Origin of the sequence: Streptomyces lomondensis (assembly GCF_014651035.1) — a bacterium.
In the GTDB taxonomy this organism is placed as follows: Bacteria; Actinomycetota; Actinomycetes; order Streptomycetales; family Streptomycetaceae; genus Streptomyces; species Streptomyces lomondensis.
The window spans coordinates 61459-82334 of the sequence record NZ_BMWC01000004.1 but is presented as its reverse complement, the minus strand read 5'-3'; the positions used below and the strand labels follow the sequence as shown (position 1 = coordinate 82334).

Annotated in this window: 17 protein-coding genes, 1 pseudogene and 1 riboswitch; of the genes and pseudogenes, 7 read left to right on the top strand and 11 right to left on the bottom strand. The window is 73.3% G+C overall.

What is annotated here, in order from left to right:
• Positions 1-12 precede the first annotated feature (12 nt).
• Positions 13-1080, bottom strand: coding sequence for a FecCD family ABC transporter permease (locus IE255_RS15500; protein ID WP_372487548.1), 1068 nt, complete (start codon positions 1078-1080; stop codon positions 13-15).
• A complete protein-coding gene (locus IE255_RS15495) occupies positions 1077-2093 on the bottom strand; it encodes an ABC transporter substrate-binding protein (protein WP_190050842.1) in 1017 nt (338 codons plus the stop codon). Before IE255_RS15495 ends, IE255_RS15500 begins: the two co-directional genes overlap by 4 nt.
• Before the next feature lie 71 nt (positions 2094-2164).
• A riboswitch (cobalamin riboswitch) is annotated at positions 2165-2354 on the bottom strand.
• Between the two features lie 81 nt (positions 2355-2435).
• Between IE255_RS15495 and IE255_RS15490 the strand changes: the two genes are divergently transcribed.
• From IE255_RS15490 to IE255_RS15480, 3 genes are all read left to right on the top strand, one after another.
• Positions 2436-2864, top strand: a complete 429-nt coding sequence (locus IE255_RS15490) for a CoA-binding protein (RefSeq protein WP_190050841.1) — start codon at positions 2436-2438, stop codon at positions 2862-2864.
• A 134-nt stretch (positions 2865-2998) separates the two neighbouring features.
• Positions 2999-4603 carry an APC family permease gene (locus IE255_RS15485; RefSeq protein WP_190050840.1) on the top strand — a complete coding sequence of 535 codons (1605 nt, stop codon included), beginning with the start codon at positions 2999-3001 and terminating at the stop codon, positions 4601-4603.
• A 22-nt stretch (positions 4604-4625) separates the two neighbouring features.
• Complete coding sequence (locus IE255_RS15480; protein WP_190050839.1) at positions 4626-5849, top strand: 4-hydroxybenzoate 3-monooxygenase; 1224 nt, start codon at positions 4626-4628, stop codon at positions 5847-5849.
• Position 5850: 1 nt separating this feature from the next.
• Here IE255_RS15480 and IE255_RS15475 read toward each other — a convergent pair whose 3' ends face one another.
• Positions 5851-6210 (bottom strand): ArsR/SmtB family transcription factor, encoded by a 360-nt coding sequence (locus tag IE255_RS15475; RefSeq protein WP_190050838.1) that lies wholly within the window; start codon positions 6208-6210, stop codon positions 5851-5853.
• Between the two features lie 23 nt (positions 6211-6233).
• Between IE255_RS15475 and IE255_RS15470 the strand changes: the two genes are divergently transcribed.
• Positions 6234-7298, top strand: coding sequence for a cation diffusion facilitator family transporter (locus tag IE255_RS15470; RefSeq protein ID WP_372487555.1), 1065 nt, complete (start codon positions 6234-6236; stop codon positions 7296-7298).
• 1 nt (position 7299) lies between these two features.
• On the opposite strand, the gene IE255_RS15465 is transcribed toward IE255_RS15470, so the two are convergent.
• A complete protein-coding gene (locus IE255_RS15465) occupies positions 7300-7857 on the bottom strand; it encodes a YbaK/EbsC family protein (protein WP_190050837.1) in 558 nt (185 codons plus the stop codon).
• Positions 7858-7899: 42 nt separating this feature from the next.
• Positions 7900-8472 (bottom strand): helix-turn-helix domain-containing protein, encoded by a 573-nt coding sequence (locus tag IE255_RS15460; RefSeq protein ID WP_190050836.1) that lies wholly within the window; start codon positions 8470-8472, stop codon positions 7900-7902.
• Between the two features lie 97 nt (positions 8473-8569).
• On the opposite strand from IE255_RS15460, the pseudogene IE255_RS15455 reads away from it, so the two are divergent.
• Positions 8570-9428 (top strand): annotated as a pseudogene (locus IE255_RS15455) (EamA family transporter).
• A 10-nt stretch (positions 9429-9438) separates the two neighbouring features.
• On the opposite strand, the gene IE255_RS15450 reads toward IE255_RS15455, so the two are convergent.
• A complete protein-coding gene (locus tag IE255_RS15450) occupies positions 9439-10236 on the bottom strand; it encodes an acyltransferase (protein WP_190050835.1) in 798 nt (265 codons plus the stop codon).
• Between the two features lie 111 nt (positions 10237-10347).
• Between IE255_RS15450 and IE255_RS15445 the strand changes: the two genes are divergently transcribed.
• Positions 10348-10875, top strand: a complete 528-nt coding sequence (locus tag IE255_RS15445; RefSeq protein ID WP_190050834.1) for a gamma carbonic anhydrase family protein — start codon at positions 10348-10350, stop codon at positions 10873-10875.
• A gap of 53 nt (positions 10876-10928) precedes the next feature.
• On the opposite strand, the gene IE255_RS15440 is transcribed toward IE255_RS15445, so the two are convergent.
• The 4 genes from IE255_RS15440 to IE255_RS15425 all read right to left on the bottom strand — a co-directional run bounded on the left by IE255_RS15440 (position 10929) and on the right by IE255_RS15425 (position 18980).
• Complete coding sequence (locus tag IE255_RS15440) at positions 10929-11567, bottom strand: DedA family protein (RefSeq protein WP_190050833.1); 639 nt, start codon at positions 11565-11567, stop codon at positions 10929-10931.
• Between the two features lie 71 nt (positions 11568-11638).
• Positions 11639-14023, bottom strand: coding sequence for a phosphoketolase family protein (locus IE255_RS15435; RefSeq protein ID WP_190050832.1), 2385 nt, complete (start codon positions 14021-14023; stop codon positions 11639-11641).
• A 109-nt stretch (positions 14024-14132) separates the two neighbouring features.
• Entirely contained in the window at positions 14133-16649 is a 2517-nt protein-coding gene (locus tag IE255_RS15430) for a beta-glucosidase family protein (protein WP_190050831.1), read from the bottom strand.
• Positions 16650-17159: 510 nt separating this feature from the next.
• On the bottom strand, positions 17160-18980 hold the full coding sequence (locus IE255_RS15425; RefSeq protein ID WP_229906424.1) for an RICIN domain-containing protein: 1821 nt from the start codon (positions 18978-18980) through the stop codon (positions 17160-17162).
• Between the two features lie 350 nt (positions 18981-19330).
• Between IE255_RS15425 and galU the strand changes: the two genes are divergently transcribed.
• Positions 19331-20275 carry a UTP--glucose-1-phosphate uridylyltransferase GalU gene (gene galU, locus IE255_RS15420; RefSeq protein ID WP_372487547.1) on the top strand — a complete coding sequence of 315 codons (945 nt, stop codon included), beginning with the start codon at positions 19331-19333 and terminating at the stop codon, positions 20273-20275.
• Positions 20276-20326: 51 nt separating this feature from the next.
• Here the strand turns inward: galU and IE255_RS15415 are convergent, their stop codons facing one another.
• Entirely contained in the window at positions 20327-20779 is a 453-nt protein-coding gene (locus IE255_RS15415; protein ID WP_190050829.1) for a DUF4442 domain-containing protein, read from the bottom strand.
• Positions 20780-20876 lie beyond the last annotated feature (97 nt).

The window sequence follows — 20876 nt, the reverse complement described above, 5'->3', positions numbered from 1 at the left end:
GAGAAGCGTCGGTCACCGCGCCCTCCGCGTCCGGTACAGCACCGCCACGAACGCCGGCACCCCGATCAGCGACGTCACGACGCCCACCGGCACCTCCTGCGGGTCCAGGACGGTCCGGGCGAGGGTGTCGACCCACACCAGGAAGACCGCGCCGGCGAGGGCCGTGACCGGCAGCAGCCGGACGTGGCCGGGGCCGGTCAGGGCCCGGGTGGCGTGCGGCAGGACCAGTCCGACGAAGCCGATCGCCCCGGCCGAGCTGACCAGCGCGGCCGTGAGCAGGGCCGTGACGCACAGCAGCACCAGACGGGTCCGGGCCACGGACACGCCGAGCGCGGCCGCCGCGTCCTGCCCGAAGGCGAAGGCGTCGAGGGTACGGCCGTACGACAGGCACACCACGAGCGCCACCGCCAGGGCGGCCAGGCAGAGCCACACGTCGGTCCAGCCCGCGCCGCCGAGCGAGCCGAGCAGCCAGAACAGTACGCCCCGGGTCGTCTCGGCGTCGGCGGCCGTCATCACGACGAAGGAGGTGAGCGCGGAGAAGAGCTGCATGGCGGCGACGCCCGCCAGGACGACCAGGTCGGTGGTGCCGCCGAGGGTGTGGCTGAGCAGCAGCACCAGCGCGAAGGACACCAGGGCGCCGGCGAACGCACCGGCGGACACCGAGACGGCACCGCCGCCCACGCCGAGGACGACCACGAGCACCGCGCCGGTGGAGGCGCCCGAGGACACCCCGAGCACGAACGGATCGGCGAGCGGGTTGCGCAGCAGGGACTGCAGCACGGCCCCGCACACCGCGAGCCCGGCTCCGCACACGGCCGCGAGCAGGGTGCGCGGCAGCCGCAGCTGCCAGACGATCCCGTCCCGGATCGGCGTCAGGTCCGAGCTGCCGAGACCGAGGTGGGCGGCCACGACCGACCACACGTCGCCGACGCGGATGTCGGCGGGACCGATGGTGATGGCCACGGCGAGGGAGGCGACGAGCGCGACGGCCCCGGCCGCGCCCAGAGCGAGCCCGGCGCCGCGCCGGGGCCGGGCCCCGGCCGCCGGGCCCGCGACCTCCGGCAGGTCCCGGACGCTCACTCGGCCAGCCCGAACCGGCGCAGCCCGGCGGCGACCCGTTCCACGCCCTCGACCGTGCGGATGGTCGGGTTCATGGCCTGTCCGCTGAGCAGCACGTACCGCTTGTGCCGGACCGCTTCCATGTTCCTGGTGACCGGGTTGGACTCCAGGAAGGCGATCTTCTTCGCGGCCGACTCGGCGGTCTGTGACTTCCGGGTCAGATCGCCGATGACGAGGACCTCGGGGTCGCGGTCGGCGACCGTCTCCCAGTTGACCTGCGGCCACTCCTCGTGCGTGTCGTCGAAGACGTTCTTCGCGCCGAGTGCCCGGGTGATGATGCCGGGCGCTCCGCAACAGCCCGCCAGGTAGGGCGACTCGGAGTTGGCGAACCAGTACAGGAGGGTGACGTCGGAGGCGTCGATGTCCGAGGTGGCCTTCCGCATGCGCCGCTGGAGGGAGGCCACCAGCTCGTCGCCGCGTTCCGGCACTCCGAAGACGGTGGCCAGGTCCCGTACTTCGCCGTAGACGGTGTCGATGCCGAGCGCCTTGTCGCGCGCGCCGTCGCCGTTCCCCGAGTTGTCCTTGCCGGCGCAGTCGGACGGGGAGACGTACGTGGGCACGCCCAGTTTCTCGAACTGCTCGCGGGTGGCGACGCCGCCCTTGCCGAGGGTGGAGACGAAGGACGCGGCGACGAAGTCGGGGTCCGCGTCCAGGACCCGTTCGAAGGAGGGGTTGTCGTCGGCCAGGCGCGGCACCCGGGCGTTGGCCTTCTCCAGCCCCTTCAGCACGGGGTCCGTCCAGGTGGCCGTGCCCGCGAGGCGGTCGGCGAGGCCGAGGGAGAGCAGGATCTCGGTGGTGCCCTGGTTGAGGGAGACGGCGTGCTCGGGCACGGCCGGGACGCGCACCTCGTGGCCGCAGTTGTCCAGGGTGACGGCGGCCTTCGCGGGGCCGGCCTTCGCGTCGCCGCAGCCGGTCAGGAGCAGGGAGCCGGCCGCGAGCAGGACGGCGGCACGGGCAGGTGGGGCGAGGGGCACGGGGAACCAGTCCTCAGTCGTCGAGGGCCCGGTCGCGGGGCCCGGTCGTACGGTGCTCCCCCGCCGCGCGCCGGCCGCGGGGGCCGCCAGCAGGTCTTCGGACTCGGGTTCGTCCGGTGCGAGGCGCCTTCCCGGACGCCATTCGAGTCGTCCAGTGGCCGAGGCCCCGCCCGTCCCCCTCACCGCTGCGCGTCAGTTCCGGATTCGCACCGGATTCCCTGACCCACGTACATGGGTTCGACTGGCCTCGGCAAGCTATCACGGAGGGCCTCGGGGAATCACCGCGCGTCCTGCGTCGTTGTCGCGGCAGCAGCTCTTCCGCGACTTTCGAGGAGGCCGCCGGTGTACGGCGACGAGGCAACGGTCCGCAGGATCCTCACCGAGCTCGGCGACACCTGGGCCGTGGTGGGCCTGTCGTCGAACCAGCGGCGCGCGGCCTACGGCGTCGCCGCCGTGCTCCAGCGCTTCGGCAAGCGGGTCGTTCCCGTGCACCCCAAGGCGGAGACGGTGCACGGCGAGCAGGGGTACGCGAGCCTGGCGGACATCCCCTTCGACGTGGACGTCGTGGACGTGTTCGTGAACAGCGACCTCGCCGGGGCCGTCGCGGACGAGGCGGTCGCGAAGGGAGCGAAGGGCGTGTGGTTCCAGCTCGGCGTCGTCGACGAGGCGGCGTACGACCGGACCCGCGCGGCGGGCCTGGAGATGGTGATGGACCGCTGCCCGGCCATCGAGATCCCACGACTTCCCCAGGGCCGCGTACAGAATTCCTGAAGCGATTCCCAGGAAAACCCCGCGCCCGGTCAAGGCTGCACAACTCGTCTTCTGCCGCCGCCCGACCGATTCCTAACCTGAGGCCTCTTGCTCGCCGGACTCCCCGAGTTCACTGATGAGAGGCCCCTCGGTTCATGGAAAGAGACGGGCTGCGCCGGGACGTCGGACTGATCGGGCTCATGTGGGCCTCGGTCGGGTCCATCATCGGATCCGGTTGGCTGTACGGCGCCGAGAAGGCGGTCGTGGCGGCCGGTCCCGCGGCGATCCTGTCATGGCTCATCGGCGCGGTGGCGATCGTGCTGCTGGCCCTGGTGCACGCGGAACTGGGCGGCATGTTCCCGGTCGCGGGCGGCACGGCGCGCTATCCGCACTACGCGTTCGGCGGACTGGCCGGCATGTCCTTCGGCTGGTTCTCCTGGCTCCAGGCGGCGACGGTGGCACCGATCGAGGTCGAGGCCATGATCGGCTACGCGGGGCACTGGCACTGGGCGCAGGGTTTCCAGCACGCCAAGGACGGGACGCTGACGGCCAGTGGGTTCGTCGTCGCCGTGGTCCTCATGGCCGTGTTCGTCGTGATCAACTTCCTCGGCGTGCGGCTCCTGGCGCACACCAACAGCGCCGCCACCTGGTGGAAGGTGGCCGTCCCGCTGGCCGCGATCTTCATCATCGCGGCCGGCAACTTCCACCCGGGCAACTTCACCGAGCACGGCTTCGCCCCGTTCGGCGCCCACGGCGTGCTGAGCGCCGTCAGTTCCAGCGGCATCATCTTCGCCCTGCTGGGCTTCGAGCAGGCGATCCAGCTCGCGGGCGAAAGCCGCGACCCGGCGCGGGACCTGCCGCGCGCGACGATCGGCTCGGTCGCCATCGGCGCGGTCGTCTACCTCCTGCTCCAGGTCGTCTTCATCGCCGCCCTGCCGCCGGCGTCGTTCGCGCACGGCTGGACGAAGCTCGACTACCCGGGCATCAGCGGCCCCTGGGCGGGGCTGGCCACCCTGCTGGGACTCGGCTGGCTGAGCGTGGTGCTGTACCTGGACGCGGTGATCTCCCCGGGCGGCACCGGCCTGATCTACACGACGGCCACGTCCCGCATCTCCTACGGCCTGGCCCGCAACGGCTACGCGCCGAAGATCTTCACCCGCACCGACGCGCGCGGCGTGCCGTGGTTCGGGCTGATCGTCTCCTTCGTGACCGGCGTGGTCTGCTTCCTGCCGTTCCCGAGCTGGCAGCAGCTGGTCAGCTTCATCACCTCGGCGAGCGTCCTGATGTACGCGGGCGCCCCGCTGGCCTACGGCGTCTTCGCGGACCGGCTGCCGCACCGCGGGCGCCCCTACCGGCTGCCCGGCGGGAAGGTCGTCTCCCCGCTGTCGTTCGTGGTGGCCAACCTCATCATCTACTGGTCCACCTGGGACACCCTGTGGCGGCTCGGCGTGGCCATCGTCCTCGGTTACGTCCTGCTCGGCGGCTACGCCTGGTACGCCACCCGCAAGGGCCTGCCCGACGCTCCCCGGCTCGACTGGAGGGCCGCGCAGTGGCTGCCCGTGTACCTGGTCGGCATGGGCGTCATCTCCTGGCAGGGCGGGTTCGGGGGCCAGGGGCACATCGGGATGTGGTGGGACATGGCGGTCATCGCGGTGTTCTCGCTGGCGGTCTACTACTGGGCGCGGGCCTCGGCGTCACGGGCCGAGGAGATCGAGCGGAGCATCGAGGAGCTGGCCGTCACGGAGGTGCCCGCCCACTGAGACCCGCCTCCATAATGAGCCCATGACCCTCGCCGCCCCGCCCGCGAACTCCGGCGCCCCGCAACGCTTCCCAGTCGTTGTCGTCGGCGCCGGTCCCGCCGGGCTGACCGTCGGCAACATCCTGCGGGCCGCGTCCGTGGACTGCCTGGTGCTGGAGACCGAGACCCGGGAGTTCATCGAACAGCGGCCCCGGGCCGGCGTCATCGAGGAATGGGCCGTGCGGGGCCTGGAGAAGCGCGGCCTCGCCCGGAACCTGCTGGACCGCGCGGAGCTGCACACCGCGTGCGAGTTCCGCTTCGACGGGGAGCGGTACCGGTTCCCCTACGGCGAGCTGACGGGAAGTCACCACTTCGTATACCCGCAGCCGTTGCTGGTCACGGATCTGGTACGGGAGTACGCCGACGTGCGCGGCGGCCGGATCCGCTTCGGGGTCCGGGACGTGGCGGTGCACGACATCGACACCGACCGGCCGTCGGTGTCGTACCTCTGCCCGGACACGGGTGAACGGCAGGTCGTGCACTGCGACTTCATCGCCGGCTGCGACGGGGCGCGCGGAGTGACCCGGGCCTCGCTGCCGCCCGAGCGGGTCCGGATCGCGCGGCACGACTACGGCATCGGCTGGCTGGCGCTGCTCGCCGAGGCGCCGCCGTCCGCGGACTGCGTGCTGTTCGGCTGCCACACCCGCGGGTTCGCCGGCCAGATGCCCCGCAGCCCGGAGGTGACCCGCTACTACCTCCAGTGCCCGCCGGGCGACGATCCGGAGAACTGGCCGTACGAGCGGGTCTGGGCGGAGCTCCAGGAGCGGCTCGGGGCGGCCGGGGTGCCGCCGCTGACGGAGGGCCGGCTGATCGAGAAGCGCGTGCTGGACATGCACGACTACGTGGTCGAGCCGATGGTGTCCGGCCGGCTCTTCCTCGCCGGCGACGCCGCCCACCTCGTCGCCCCCATCGCCGCCAAGGGCATGAACCTCGCCCTGCACGACGCCTTCCTGCTGGGCGACGCCCTGGTGGCCCACCTGACCACGGGTGACGACAGCGGCCTGGCCGGCTATGGGGAGGCGTGCCTGCGGCGGGTGTGGGACTCCCAGGAGTTCTCGCAGTGGCTGTCCGAGGTGTACCACGGCACGGCGGCGGGCGACCCGTTCCGCGCGGGCACCACGCTGGCCCGGCTGCGCCGCCTGTTCACCTCGCCCGCGGCGGCCGCCGCCTTCGCCGAGCAGTATCTCGGGACGGCCGCGCGGTACTGACTCAGTCGTGCGGGGGGCGGTCGCTGAGCCGGTGGTCGGCCACGTTCAGCGCCTCGTCCACGAGCCGGCGCAGATGGCCGTCGCGGAGTGCGTAGATCACCCGGCGGCCCTCCTTGCGCGTGTTCACCAGGCCCGCGAGGCGCAGCCGCGCCAGGTGCTGGCTGACAGCGGGCCGCGCCGCGCCGCACGCCTCCGTGAGGGTCGTGACATCGGCCTCTCCCCTGGTCAGGGCGTGCAGCAGGGTGAGCCGGGTGCGGTCGCCGAGCAGGGCGAGCAGTTCGGCGGCGAGCGCGAACTGCTCCTCGCCGGGGCTGCGCGGGTGCGCATCGTGCGCAGGTGACAGGTGCATGCGTGCGCTCATACGCACATAATGGCGCCGTGGGCGTGCGCACGTCCACCCCCGCGCACCGGAAGGAGATCCACGTGAGCGACCACCGGCACGAGCACTCCCATGAGCACCGGCACGGCCTGCGGCACCGGCTGGGCCACCTCCTCACCCCGCACTCCCATGAGACGGCCGACAAGGTGGACTCCGCCCTGGAGTCCTCGGCCCGCGGGATGCGGGCGCTCTGGGTCTCGCTCGCGGTGCTCGGCGTGACGGCGCTGGCGCAGGCGGTCGTGGTGGCCCTCTCCGGCTCGGTGGCGCTGCTCGGGGACACGGTGCACAACGCGGCGGACGCGCTGACCGCCGTCCCCCTCGGCATCGCCTTCGTGCTGGGCCGGCGCGCGGCCACCCGCCGCTTCACCTACGGCTACGGGCGGGCCGAGGACCTGGCCGGCCTGGTGATCGTGCTGACGATCGCCGCGTCGGCGGCCTTCGCGGGGTGGACGGCGATCGACCGCCTCCTCGACCCGCGCCCGGTCCAGCACGTCCCGGCGGTCGCCGTGGCCGCTGTCGTCGGATTCGCGGGCAACGAGTGGGTGGCCCGCTACCGCATCCGCGTCGGCCGCGCGATCGGCTCCGCCGCGCTGGTCGCCGACGGGCTGCACGCCCGCACCGACGGTTTCACCTCACTGGCCGTGCTGCTGGGCGCCGGAGGCTCGGCCCTGGGCTGGCAACTGGCGGATCCGATCGTCGGGTTGGCGATCACGGCGGCGATCGCCCTGGTGCTGCGGGACGCGGCCCGGGAGGTGTTCCGGCGGGTGCTGGACGCCGTCGACCCGGCCCTGGTGGACCGGGCCGAGCGCGCGCTGACGGAGGTTCCCGGGGTGCGCGGGGTGGGTGAGCTGCGGCTGCGCTGGATCGGGCACCGGCTGCGCGCCGAGGTGGCGGTCGTGGTGGACGGCACCGTGACGGTGCGCGAGGCCCACCGCATCGCCGTCGACGCCGAGCACGCGCTGCTGCACGCCGTACCCCGCCTGACCGCCGCCCTGGTCCACGCCGACCCGGAACCGGCCCCCGGCGAGACCGACCCGCATCTGCCCCTGGCCCATCACGCGGCGGCGTAGCTCAGGCGACTCCGAGCCCCTCCAGCACCACCGCGCCCGGCAGTTCCGCGAAGGCCTTGCCCGGGACCAGGAGCTTGCCGCGCCGGCGGCCGCTGCCTACGAGGACGTACGGCAGGTCGGCGACGGCCGCGTCGACCAGCACGGGCCAGCCGCCGGGCAGTCCGAGCGGGGTGATGCCGCCGTACTCCATGCCGGTCTCACCGGTCGCGGTGTCCATCGGGGCGAACGAGGCCTTGCGGACGCCGAGGTGACGGCGGACGACACCGTTCACGTCGACCCGGGTGGTGGACAGCACGACACACGCGGCGAGCGTGGTCTCGCCGCCGCGCCTGCCCGCGACCACCACGCAGTTCGCGGACTGCTCCAGCAGCTCCCGGCCGTAGTGCTCGACGAAGGTGGCGGTGTCGGCCCACTCCGGGTCGGTGTCGACGTAGACGATCTCCTCGACGGGGACGCTGCCCGCCCAGTGGCGTACGGCGTCGGCGACCGGGCCGGTGAGTTCGTCGAGGCAGTCGGGGGCCGGACGGGCGTTGTCGAAGTGTCCGATGGGTGCGCGCATGACCGCACGCTAGCAACTCCGAGGGCTCCCCGGGCGGGCGGTTCAGGGCACGGGCGGCACCGAGACGGCCATGACCATCTCCATCGGCACCTCGCCGGTGTTGCCGTATGTGTGCGGGACGTTGGCCTCGAAGTGGACGCTGGCGCCCGCCGGGACGCGGTGCTCGACCCCGTCGACGGTGAGCGTCAGCTCGCCCGCCGTGACGTGGAGCAGCTCGGTGGTGCCGGCGGGGTGCGGGTCCGACGGGCTGCTCTCGCCGGGCATGAGCCGCCAGTCCCACATCTCCAGCGGTCCGGGCGCCTCCGTGCCCGCGAGGAGCCGGTTGTAGCTGCCGGCGTCGGTGTGCCACAGCCGGACGGCCTGGTCGGCGGGAACGATGTGGACGTTCGGGCCCTGTTCGTAGTCGAGCAGGGTGGTGATGCTGACGCCGAGGGCGTCGCCGATCTTGACGACGGTGCCGAGGCTGGGGTTGGTGCGGGCCTGCTCGATCTGGATGAGCATGCCGCGGCTGACGCCTGCCCGGGCGGCGAGCACGTCCAGGGTGAAGCCGCGCACCGCGCGCCAGTGCTTGACGCTGCGCGCCAGGGACTGGGTCAGCAGGTCGAGGTCCGACACGTTCCGTCCAATATTCTGTATGACACAGTGCAACAGGATGCACTATGGTGTGGTTGACCTGATCGTTTACTGAACTGTACTGCGAGGCATCCGTCCCATGACAGCGCTCTTCGCCCTGGCCACCAGCCTGTTGTGGGGACTGGCCGACTTCGGCGGGCGGACTGCTGACCCGGCGCACGCCCGCGCTGACGGTGGTCGTGGTCTCGCAGTCGATCGCGGTGGTCGTCCTCGGCGCGCTGGTGGTGGCGACCGGCGGATGGAGCGAGGCGGGACCGCAGCTGTGGTTCGCCGTGGCCGCCGGTCTCGTGGGGCCGGTGGCGATGCTCGCGTTCTACAAGGCGCTCGCGCTGGGGCCGATGGGCGTGGTCTCGCCGCTGGGCTCGATCGGCGTGGCGGTGCCGGTCGGGGTGGGCCTGATGCTGGGCGAGCGGCCCGGGGTGCTCCAGTTCCTCGGCATCCTGGTCGCCGTCGCCGGTGTCTGCCTCGCCGGCGGCCCGCAGTTCCGGGGCGCGCCCGTCCAACGCCAGGCCATCGCCCTGACCCTGCTCGCGGCGTTCGGCTTCGGTGCGGTGATGGCCCTGATCGCCGAGGCGTCGACGACGCTCACCGGCCTGTTCCTGGCCCTGTTCGTGCAGCGGGTGACGAACGTCGCCGCCGGCGGACTGGCGCTGTGCGTGTCGGTGCGGCGCGGGATGCCCGCCCTTCCGGCGGACGGCTTCCCCTGGCGCTCCCTGCCGGCGCTCGCCTTCGTCGGCCTCGCGGACGTCGCCGCCAACGGCACGTACTCGATCGCCGCGCAGCACGGCCCGGTCACCGTCGCCGCCGTCCTGGCCTCCCTCTACCCGGTGGTGACGGCCGTGGCCGCGCGCGGCATCCTCCGCGAACGGCTCCGGGCCGTGCAGGCCGCCGGCGCGGGGCTGGCGCTGGTCGGGACGGTGTTGCTGGCGTCGGGCTGAGCCCGGACGGTCAGGACCCCGGTTCCAGCTCGGCGAGTCCGGCCGCCGCCTCCTCGTCCAGCTCGGCGAGTCGCGCCGCGGTCTCCTCGTCCAGGCCCGACAGCGCGCGCAGCTGCTCGGGCGTGACGCCCTCCGGGATCGGCACCGGCGGCGGGGTGCGCAGGGGCGGCTGCCAGCCGTCGGCGGGGGTCCAGCGCCGGACGACACGGGCCGGCGCGCCCGCCACCACGGCGTGGTCCGGCACCGTGCCCCGGACCACCGCGCCCGCGGCCACCACCACGTTCCGCCCGACGCGGGCACCCGGCAGGATCACCGCCCCCGTGCCGATCCAGCAGCCGGGCCCGATCTCGACCGGCTCCATCCGCGGCCACTGCTTGCCGATCGGCTCGTGCGGGTCGTCGTAGGAGTGGTTCGTGGACGTGACGTAGACGTACGGGCCGAAGTAGCAGTCGCTGCCGATGGTGACGGTCGTGTCGGCGATGAGGTGGCTGCCGCGGCCCAGGACGACGCCGTCGCCGAGGCGCAGGATCGGGTCCGGACCGAGGTCGAGGTCGGGCATCAGGCCCGCGGTGAGGGTGACCTGCTCGCCGATGATGCAGTGGGAGCCGAGGTGGATCCAGGGTTCGCCGAAGACCGTGCCGAGCGGGAAGGCGAGTCTGGTACCTGTTCCCATCGCGCCGAACCGGTAGCGCCCGGGGTGCTCGGCCGTGACGGACCCCGTCCGTTGCAGCCAGGCCCAGCCGGCGTGGACGGCGCGCTGCGCGAGACCCCGCCGCCAGGATGAGAACGTGTTCCTGCGCTTCGGCACCCGCTCACCGTACTCAGCGGTAGCTCGTCACGCGGCGTCGGAGGCCTGTGATCTTCGCCCCATCGAGTGGCGTACGGTTTGCGCGTTGTCGACGACGTTGTGGAGGCGGACATGGGACAGCGGGCGATGATCACCGGGATCGGCGGCCGGGAGCCGGAGATCGACGAGACGGCGTTCGTGGCGCCCACGGCGTCGGTGATCGGGAGCGTGACGCTGGGCGTCGGCGCGAGTGTCTGGTACGGGGCCGTGCTGCGCGGGGACGTCGAGTCGATCTCGGTGGGGGCGAGCAGCAACGTGCAGGACAACTGCACGCTCCACGCCGACCCGGGGTTTCCGGTGAGCGTGGGTGAGCGGGTCAGTATCGGGCACAACGCGGTGGTGCACGGGGCGACCGTCGAGGACGACTGCCTGATCGGGATGGGGGCGACCGTGTTGAACGGGGCCGTCATCGGGGCCGGGTCGCTGGTCGCCGCGCAGGCCTTGGTGCCGCAGGGGATGGTGGTGCCGCCGGGGTCGCTCGTCGCGGGTGTGCCGGCCAAGGTAAAGCGGCCTCTTACAGAGGAAGAGCGGCAGGGCATCACCCTCAACGGCGGGATGTACGCCGAGTTGGCGCAGGCGCATCGTGAGGTGCATGCGTAGGTTGTTCGGCGGGTGCGGGTTCGTGGGGGCTGGTCGCGCAGTTCCCCGCGCCCCTAAGGAACCTGCGGTTCTGCCGCTTCCAGGTTCTGCCCCGCCTTCTTCGCCTTGCGCTTGAGTACCAGCATGGACGTCAGGCCGACGAGGACCGCCGCCACCAGGCCCAGCCACGAGAAGCGCTTCAGCCAGGACTCGGCGACGATGCCGACGTAGTAGATGACCGCCGTCGTGCCGCCCGCCCAGACGATGCCGCCGAGGACGTTGGCGATGAGGAACTTCCAGTACGGCATGCGCAGCACACCGGCGAGGGGGCCCGCGAAGATGCGGAGCAGGGCGACGAAGCGGCCGAAGAAGACGGCCCACATGCCCCACTTCTCGAAGGAGCGCTCCGCGGTGGCGATGTGGCCCTCGCTGAAGTGCTTGGGGAACTTCCCGCCCAGCCAGGCCAGCAGGGGCCGCCCGCCCTTGCGGCCGATGGCGTAGCCGATGGAGTCGCCGATGATCGCGCCGGCCGTGGCGCTGGCGCCCAGGACGACGGGGTCGATGTCGCCGTGCTGGGAGGCGAGCAGCGCGGACGAGACGAGGATGATCTCGCCCGGCAGCGGAATGCCCAGGCTCTCCAGGCCGATGACCACTCCCACCAGCGCGTAGACGGCGACCGCGGGTACGGTTTCGAGCCACTCCTGGACGTGCAACGCCGGATCCTTTCCCTGTGCTTCCCTGCGAGCACGGGAAGCCTACCGGGTCATAGGACGCCCCTCGCGGCTCAGGCGTTCCAGCTCCACTCGGCGACTTCGGGCAGGTCCGTGCCGTGCTCGCGGATCCAGGCGTGGTGGCGGGTGCGGGCGTCGGCCATCCGCTGGCGTACGGCCGTGGCGCGCACCGCCAGGCCCGGGACGCGGTCGATGACGTCCATGACGAGGCGGTAGCGGTCGAGGTCGTTGCGGACGACCATGTCGAACGGCGTGGTGGTGGTGCCGGCCTCCTTGTAGCCGCGCACGTGCAGGTGCTGGTGGCCGGTGCGGCGGTAGGCGAGGCGGTGGATCAGCCACGGGTAGCCGTGGTAGGCGAAGATCACCGGCTTGTCGGTGGTGAAGAGGCCGTCGTACTCGAAGTCGTTCATGCCGTGCGGGTGCTCCTCGCGGGGCAGCAGCCGGGCCAGGTCGACGACGTTGACCACGCGGACCGCCAGCTCGGGCAGGTACCGGCGGAGCAGGTGCGCGGCGGCCAGGGTCTCCTGGGTGGGCACGTCGCCCGCGCAGGCCAGGACGACGTCGGGCTCGCTGCCGTCCTCGGTGCCCGCCCACTCCCAGATGCCGGCGCCGCGGGCGCAGTGCACCCGGGCCTCGTCCATCGACAGCCAGTCGAAGCAGGGCTGCTTGCCGGCCACGATCACGTTGACGTAGTCGCGGCTGCGCAGGGCGTGGTCCGCGACGGACAGCAGGGTGTTGGCGTCCGGCGGGAGGTAGACCCGGACGACCTCGGGGCTCTTGTTGAGGACGTGGTCGACGAAGCCGGGGTCCTGGTGGGAGAAGCCGTTGTGGTCCTGCCGCCACACGTGGGAGGTCAGCAGGTAGTTGAGGGAGGCGATGGGGACCCGCCACGGCAGCCGGCGGGAGGTGCGCAGCCACTTGATGTGCTGGTTGACCATGGAGTCGACGATGTGCACGAAGGCCTCGTAGCAGGAGAACAGCCCGTGCCGGCCGGTGAGGAGGTAGCCCTCCAGCCAGCCCTGGCAGAGGTGTTCGGAGAGGACCTCCATCACCCGGCCGTGCCGGTCCAGGTGCTCGTCGACGTCGAGTGTCTCGGCCTGCCAGGTCTTTCCGCTGGCGTCGAAGACGGCCTGGAGCCGGTTGGAGGCGGTCTCGTCCGGGCCGACCAGGCGGAAGTCGCGGCGGTCGGCGGTGTCCCGCATGACCCGGGCGAGCAGGTCGCCGAGGACGCGGGTGGGCTCGTGCGTCGTCGTGCCCGGCTTGTCGACGGGGACGGCGAAGTCGTCCAGGGACGGGACCGGCAGGTCGCGCACGAGCAGTCCGCCGTTGGCGTAGGGGGTGGCGCCGAGCCGCCTGCTGCCCTCGGGAACGCAGGCGAGGACGTCGGCGACCGGGCGGCCCTGGGCGTCGAACAGTTCCTCGGGCCGGTACGAGCGCAGCCACGCCTCCAGTTGCCGCAGATGGTCGGGGTTGTCGCGGACGCCCGACAGCGGCACCTGATGGGCGCGCCAGGTGTTCTCCACGGGCTCGCCGTCGACCTCGGCGGGGCCGGTCCAGCCCTTCGGGGTGCGCAGCACGATCACCGGCCAGTGCGGGCGCTCGGTCGCGCCCTCCTCGCGGGCGGCGCGCTGGGCCTCGGTGATGCGGTCGAGGGCGGTGTCCATCGCCTCGGCCATGGCGCGGTGGACGGTGGCCGGATCGTCACCGGCGACGTGGATCGGGTCGTGGCCGTAGCCGCGCAGGAGCGCGTCGAGCTCCTCCCGGGGCAGACGGGACAGCACGGTCGGATTGGCGATCTTGTAGCCGTTGAGGTGCAGGATCGGCAGGACGGCGCCGTCGTGGACGGGGTCGAGGAACTTGTTGGCGTGCCAGGACCCGGCGAGCGGGCCGGTCTCCGCCTCGCCGTCGCCGATCACGCAGGCGGCCAGCAGGCCCGGGTGGTCCAGGGCGGCGCCGTAGGCGTGGGCCAGGGAGTAGCCGAGTTCGCCGCCCTCGTGGATCGAGCCGGGGACCTCCGGGGCGACGTGGCTGGGCACGCCGCCAGGGAACGAGAACTGCCGCAGCAGCAGCTCCATGCCCTGCGCGTCCCGCGTCACGTCCGGGTACTTCTCGCTGTAGCTGCCCTCCAGCCAGGAGTTGGCGAGGACCGACGGCCCGCCGTGCCCCGGGCCCCAGATGCACAGGGCGTCCAGCTCGCGCGCCTTGATCACGCGGTTGAGGTGCGTGTACACGAGGTTCAGCCCGGGCGAGGTGCCCCAGTGCCCCAGCAGCCGCGGCTTGATGTGGTCGGGCCGCAGCGGCTCGGTCAGCAGCGGGTTCGCCAGCAGATAGATCTGACCGGCCGCCAGGTAGTTGGCGGCCCGCCAGTGGGCGTCCAGCGCGCGCAGTTCCTCGTCGGTCGGTGCGGTCGGGCTGTCCTGGCGCGGGGCCTCGGGCATGGGTGACTCCCTGGGTTCTGCGGCGGCCTCAGGAGGAGTACCAGTCTGTTCCGGTTCGATGCCCGGCGCCTCTCGGCCGTGCGTCACCCTGCTGTCGGGTGCGCGCCGGTCAGCCGCCCACCCGAACGCTCGTCCGCAGCCGCAGATCCCGGGACGACGCCCCGATCCACAGGGTGCGCGGGCCGGTGCCGAGCACCCAGTCGTGGACCCCCGGGTCCCAGGAGGACAGGGTCCGCGGCTCGACCCGTACGGTGATACGCCGTTCCTCCCGCGCCCGCAGCGCGAGCCGCCGGTATCCGGCCAGCACGCGAACCGGCTGGTCGAGCGGGAGGTCCGGGGAGGGCCCCGCGTACACCTGCGGCACGTCCACGCCGTCGCGCGGGCCGGTGTTGCGGACCGTGAAGGCGACGTCGAGGCCGTCGGGCGTCCAGTGCGCGTCCGGGTCCGTATAGGCGAAGGACGTGTAGGACAGCCCGTGGCCGAAGGGGAACAGCGGCCGCACGTCCTCGGCGTCGTACCAGCGGTGGCCGACGTGAATGCCCTCCGTGTACTCCTCCGTCCCGGCCACGCCCGGGTAGCGGCGCGGGTCGCCGGCCACGGGGTGGTGGTCGTCGTCGGTGGGGAAGCTCTGGGTGAGGCGGCCGCCGGGGTCGCACTCGCCGTACAGGACGGCGGCGGTGGCGGCGGCGCCCTCCTGGCCCGGGTAGTACATCTGGAGCACGGCCCCGGTGCGCTCCAGCCACGGCATCGAGGTGGCGGACGAGGTGTTGAGGACGACGGTGGTGCGCGGGTTGGCCGCCGTCACGGCCTCGATCAGCCGCTCCTGGTTGCCGGGGAGGGCGATCGTCGTGCGGTCCTGGCCCTCGATGGCGTCCTCGTAGGCGAAGAGGACGACGTCCCGGGCGGACCGGGCGGACCGTACGGCCTCGGCGACATCGCCGGCCCGGGTCGCGTCCGTGATGCGGCGCAGCCGGAACAGCCCACCGGCGTCGCCGCCCCGCGCGGTGATCGACAGCCGGTGCGGGCCCCTGGTGAGTCTCAGGGTTTTGCGGCGCACGGACAGGCCGTCGTCCGCGTGCGTGAGCAGGCCGCCCATGAAGTACTCGTTCCAGCCGGGCATCAGCGGGAAAAGCTCCTCGCCGTCGAGGCGGACCTTCGGGCGGAGCGGGGGCGGGCCGGAATAGTGCAGGACGAAGGTCCAGTCCTCAACCTCGGCTTCGGCTTCGGCTTCGGTGACGGTGAGGGTGCCGTCGTAGGTCCAGGTCCGGCCGGCCTCGACGCGCTGGGCCTCGGTGTCGAAGGCGGGGTCGAGCGCGCTCGCCGGGACGGGCTTGCCGAAGACGTCCTCGCCGAGTGCGTAGGTCACCCGTGCGGCCCGCGAGCGGATGGCGTCGAGGGGGCTGTCGGCGTGCTCGGGCACGACGTGGGCGCTGCCGCCGCCGCTGACCAGGGGCCGGGCGCCGGTCGGCCCGATCACCGCCACGCTTCCGGCGCCGGCCAGGGGCAGGGTGCCGTGCTCGTTGCGCAGGAGGACGGCACCCGCCTCGGCGACCTCGCGTGCGACGGCCGCGCCGGCCTTCGCGTCACGGTCCCGGCGGTGCGGGGCGGTGCCGTCGAGCAGCCCGAAGCGGTCCATGACGCCCAGGACGCGGCGGACGGCCCGGTCGACGTACCGCTCGGGCACGGTGCCGTCCCGTACGGCCGAGGCGAGTGCCGTGCCGAAGTGGGTGCCGTCGGGCATCTCCATGTCGAGGCCCGCGAGGAGCGCCCCGCGCGTGCTGTGCGCGGCCGACCAGTCGCTCATCACCCAGCCGGTGAAGCCCCACCGCTCGCGCAGCACGCCGGTGAGCAGCGCCTCGTTCTCGCAGGCGAAGGTGCCGTTGACCTTGTTGTACGCGCCCATGACCGCGCCGGTGCCGGCGGCGACGGCCGCCTCGAAGCCGCGCAGCTCCGTCTCGTGCAGGGTCCGCTCGTCGACGCGCACGTCGACCGACATACGGTCGCGCTCCTGGTTGTTCAGCGCGAAGTGCTTGACGGTCGCGATGAGTCCCTCGCCCTGGATGCCCTCGATCTCGGCGGCGACCAGGTGGGCGGAGAGCACTGGATCCTCGCTGAAGGTCTCGAAGTTGCGGCCGGCGTACGGGGTGCGGATGAGGTTGACCATCGGGGACAGCAGCACGTCCTGGCCGAGGGCGCGGCCCTCCCGTCCTATGACCTGGCCGTAGCGGCGGGCCAGGCCGGGGTCGAAGGCGGAGGCCAGCAGGACGGGGGCGGGCAGGGCCGTGGCGTGCCGGGTGACGCGGACACCGGCCGGGCCGTCGGCGAGGCGCAGCGGCGGGATGCCGAGGCGCTCCACCCCGGGCACGTAGCCCGCCTGGCCGAGCGGGTGCAGGTCGGTGGCGCCGTGCAGCAGGGAGATCTTCTCGTCGCGGGTGAGCCGGGCGAGCAGCGCCTCGACGCGTGCGCCGGCGCCGGCGCCCGGGGTGTGACCGCCCCGCGCGTGAGCACGGGACGGCGGGGTGAGCCCCCCGGCGGCCGCCGCGGCGACGGCGACCGCTCCGCCGAGCAGACGCAGGGCGGAGCGCCGGGGGAATCGCCGGGGGAATCGGGGCGCGGTGTCGGTCATGGAACGCACTATGCGCCAGGCCCGTCTTGCCGCCCCGCCGGACACCACCGGCAGGGCGGGTGAACCTCTTCCCGGGCATCGACGGCGTGTCACCTGGCCGGGTGACACGGGGGTCGGGGCCATGTGGCGGCGAGGCAGCGGGGGCGGGGCCGCCAGCCGCAGCTCGCGCCGGCGGGCCACCGGGCCACCCGGGCCACCCGGCCACCCGGCCACCCGGCCACCCGGCCACCCGGCCACCCGGCCACCCGGCCACCCGGCCAGGGTGCCACCCGGGCCACCCGGCCATCGGGCCATCGGGCCATCGGGCCACCGGGCCACCGAGCCACCCGGCCACCGAGCCACCGAGCCACCGAGCCACCCGGCCACCGGGCCACCGGGCCACCGGGCCACCGGGCCACCGGGCCAGGGTCCCGCATCGGGGCAGGGCGTCGCATCGGGGCAGGGCGTCGCCGGGTGGCCCGGAGCCATGGCCGGAGGCCGTGGCCTGTGCCCCGCCGCCGCCCCGCGGCCCTACCGCAACGCCGCAGTGTGGAGCGTCGACACGGCGTCGGTCACCATGTCCGTCGCGGGAGCGAGGGCATCGGTGCCGGACGCGCCCGTGTCGGCGTGGGCCGGCTCCGGCTCGGCCTCACCGCAGCACCCCGCCTGCGCGAACCGCGTCCCGGAGCGCTCGGGCGGCGGTGCCTCGGGCGTGGTCCGCGGCGGCCCGGGCCGGTGCCCGGGCGGGGCGTGGTCGTCCGGGCCCCGCTGCTCGCGCCGGCTCTCCCGAGGGGCGTCCTCGGCGCGCTTCTCCCGGGACGGTCCCGCGCCCTCGGGGGCGGCCACGGCGGTCACCGGTTCCAGCGCCCAGCGTTGGGCCTCGGAGCCGTCGCGCCCGGTGACGATCACGTCCCGGCCCTTGCCGGCGGCGACGGCCAGTCCCTTGCCGGCGCGGGGCAGGAGTTCGCCGCGCACGGTCAGGTCGTAGCGCACGACCCCGGCGTGCACCAGGCAGCCGGCCAGGACGACCGAGCCGTCGGCGGGGTCGGAGCCGAGGCAGCGGGTGGGGTCGGCGGCGCTGCGCAGCAGGCCGTCGTCCTGGTACGACCACTGCGGGGAGCCGGCGGAGCAGGCGGTGAGCACGACGCGGGCGTCGGCCCGGCCCCGGACGTCGAGGCAGAGCCCGGCGTCGAGGTTGCGCAGCCGCCCACGGGCCACTTCGGCGGGACCGCCCGCGGAGGCGGCCGCGGGGGCACCGGCCGCGGACGACTCCGTGGACGAGGAACCCACGGCGTCCGGGTCGACGGAGTGGCCGCTGACCGCTCCCCAGGTGGCCTGCGGGCCGGTCGTACCGCCCTCCTCCGACCAGCCCCGGGCGGCGAGCAGCGTCGCGAGCAGCACGAGGGAGGTCACCCCGACCGCGGCGGCCAGCGCCTTCGCGTGCCGTCTCGGCTGCCCGGACCGGCCGCCCGCCGGCAGCGCACGGGCCTGGAGGCGATGGCGGCCGCCGACGGGCAGGGCGCTCCCGCCCTCGTCGCGGCCCGGCCGTGACGCGAGGTAGCGGCGGGCGCCCCAGCCGAGCACGGTTTCGGCGAGCAGGTCCTCCAAACCGCCCTCGAAATGGCTGAGTTGCTCGGCGGCGTGCCGGCAGTAGCGACAGGCCATGAGATGCCGTTGCACATCCGGCAGCAAGGCCCCGCCGCGGCGCATCGGAACGTCCAGCAGGCGGTTGTAGAAGCGGCATTCCCGCGTCGGCGCGAGTTCCCGGTGCGCCCGTACGCACCCGGCCCGGAATTGCTCGCGCGCCTGCTCCAGCGCGGTCGACGCGGTACCGGCGTCCACCCCCAGCAGACCGGCCGGTACGGATAGGGGCTCGGCCTCCACCTCCGTGTGCCAGAGCAGGCATTGGGAAGCCCCCGGAAGGGCCCGGAATGCACGCTCGGCGAGGCGTCGCCTTTCGGGTGTCACGGACCGGGCGGCGCGCAGACCGCGGGCGCCGACGGTTTTGCGGAGTTCCGGCAGCACTCCGGAAATACCGTCGTCGGCCGCCCACTCCCCGACCGTGTCCCGCACGGCCGCGAGCAGCCGCGGACGCAGGGCGCCGCCGCCCGGCCGGGCGAGTTCCCGGCGGAACGCGGCGGCGGCAGCCATCGACGCGGAATCCGCCGAGGAGGCCAGACAGATCACTGCGTACTCGTAGACCGCCCGCCAGTGCCGCGCCAGCAACAGCGCGACGGCACGCGGGCCTTCACCGGGCTCGCCGACCCGGGCGAGGAGATTGCGGTCGGACTCCGCGGGCCTCGCTCCGGGGCGCGGCGGGTACGGCGGGCGTGGGGGGTAGCGGGATTGCACGGAACCATTTCCTTCCAGCCGCAGGACGGCATGCGAATTGCGCGTCCGTCGGAAAGCAGGTGCGTGATTGGTGCATACCTGGGCCGTGTCAACTGCGGACTCGGCTGTGAGGCGGCTCACTTTCGCACATACGACTCACAGGTAACAAGGAGTTCGGATGACCCAAGTTCAAAACGCGGGGAATTCAGATCTGTTACCGTCGGTATCCGCACCGGCTTTCGAAAAGCTGCCGCTCAGCGCGCCAAGTTGTGTGTGAACAAGGGCGATTGGTGCACGAAATCTCCTCCTCCACAGCGCTCTCGCATGCGGCTCTCGGCGCACTCCCAGCTCCGCCCGCCAGCATGGGCCGCATGAGCGCCCCCCACCCTTCCGACGCTTCCGCCGCCCGCTCCGTCCGCAAGGCGGTCGTCCCGGCCGCCGGTCTCGGCACCCGCTTCCTGCCAGCCACGAAGGCGACCCCCAAGGAGATGCTGCCGGTCGTCGACAAGCCGGCCATCCAGTACGTCGTCGAGGAGGCGGCAGCGGCGGGACTCGACGACGTCCTGATGGTCACGGGCCGGCACAAGCGGGCCCTCGAGGACCACTTCGACCACGCCTTCGAACTGGAACAGGCCCTCACGGCCAAGGGAGACACCGTGCGGCTGGACGCGGTGCGCGACCCGGCGCGGCTGGCGAGCATCCACCACATCCGGCAGGGCGACCCGCTCGGCCTCGGCCACGCCGTGCTCTGCGCCCGCCGGCACGTCGGCGACCAGCCCTTCGCGGTCCTCCTCGGCGACGACCTGATCGACCCGCGCGAGACGCTGCTCAGCCGGATGCTCGACGTCCGCGAGCGCCGGCTCGGCAGCGTGGTCGCCCTGATGGAAGTCCCGCCCGAGCAGATCCACCTCTACGGCTGCGCCGCCGTCGAGCCGGCCGGCGAAGAGGACGTCGTCCGCGTCACCGGCCTGGTCGAGAAGCCGGCCCCGCACACCGCGCCGAGCCGTTACGCCGTCATCGGCCGCTACGTCCTCGACCCGGCCGTCTTCGGCGTCCTGGAGCGCACCCCGCCGGGCCGGGGCGGCGAGATCCAGCTGACCGACGCCCTCCAGGAACTGGCCGCGGGCGGCACGGTGCACGGAGTCGTCTTCAAGGGCCGGCGCTACGACACCGGCGACAAGGCCGACTATCTGCGCACGGTGGTGCGGCTGGCCTGTGAACGCCCCGATCTGGGGCCGGAGTTCGTGGCGTGGCTCAAGGGGTTCGTCGCGGAGTTGGGCGACGCGCTCCCCTCGCGGCGGGACATCGCGGCCTGACGCGCGAGGGCCCCGGCACGTGGCCGGGGCACCGCTCACGCATCGGGCGGATCAGCCGTTGGGACGCAGCGTCCACACCACGGTCATCTCGCCGGTGACGGCGCCGTCCGCCCGCTGGATGGCGATGGCCACCGGGAACTCGGGCCGTTCACCGGCGTCCAGTTCCGCGACGACCTCGGCGGCCGGGCGGCCGAGCGTGGCGGTGGCGGTGACGGCGCCCATCGCCAGCTTCTTGTAGGAGATCTCGGCGCTGACGGCGAGCGGCACGGCCCGCGAGAGCTGGTCCCCGAACGCGGCCAGCACGATCGCCCCGCTCGCGGACTCCCCGAGCGTGAACATCGCACCGGCGTGCGGGCCGCCCACGTGGTTGTGGTACTCGCTCTGGTCCGGCAGCGACACCACGGCCCGCTCCGGCGTGGTCTCCAGGAACTCGAGGTTCAGGGTCCGGGCCATGGGCACCGTGGCGGCGAGCATCTCGCCGATGGACATCTGGTCTGCGCTCATGGCCGCATGTTACTCACGAGTAGAGACGGCTGGCCAGGCCGGTGTGACGACCGCCGCACGGGTCCGCGGCACGCCGGTTCGACTCCGTGCCGCCCCC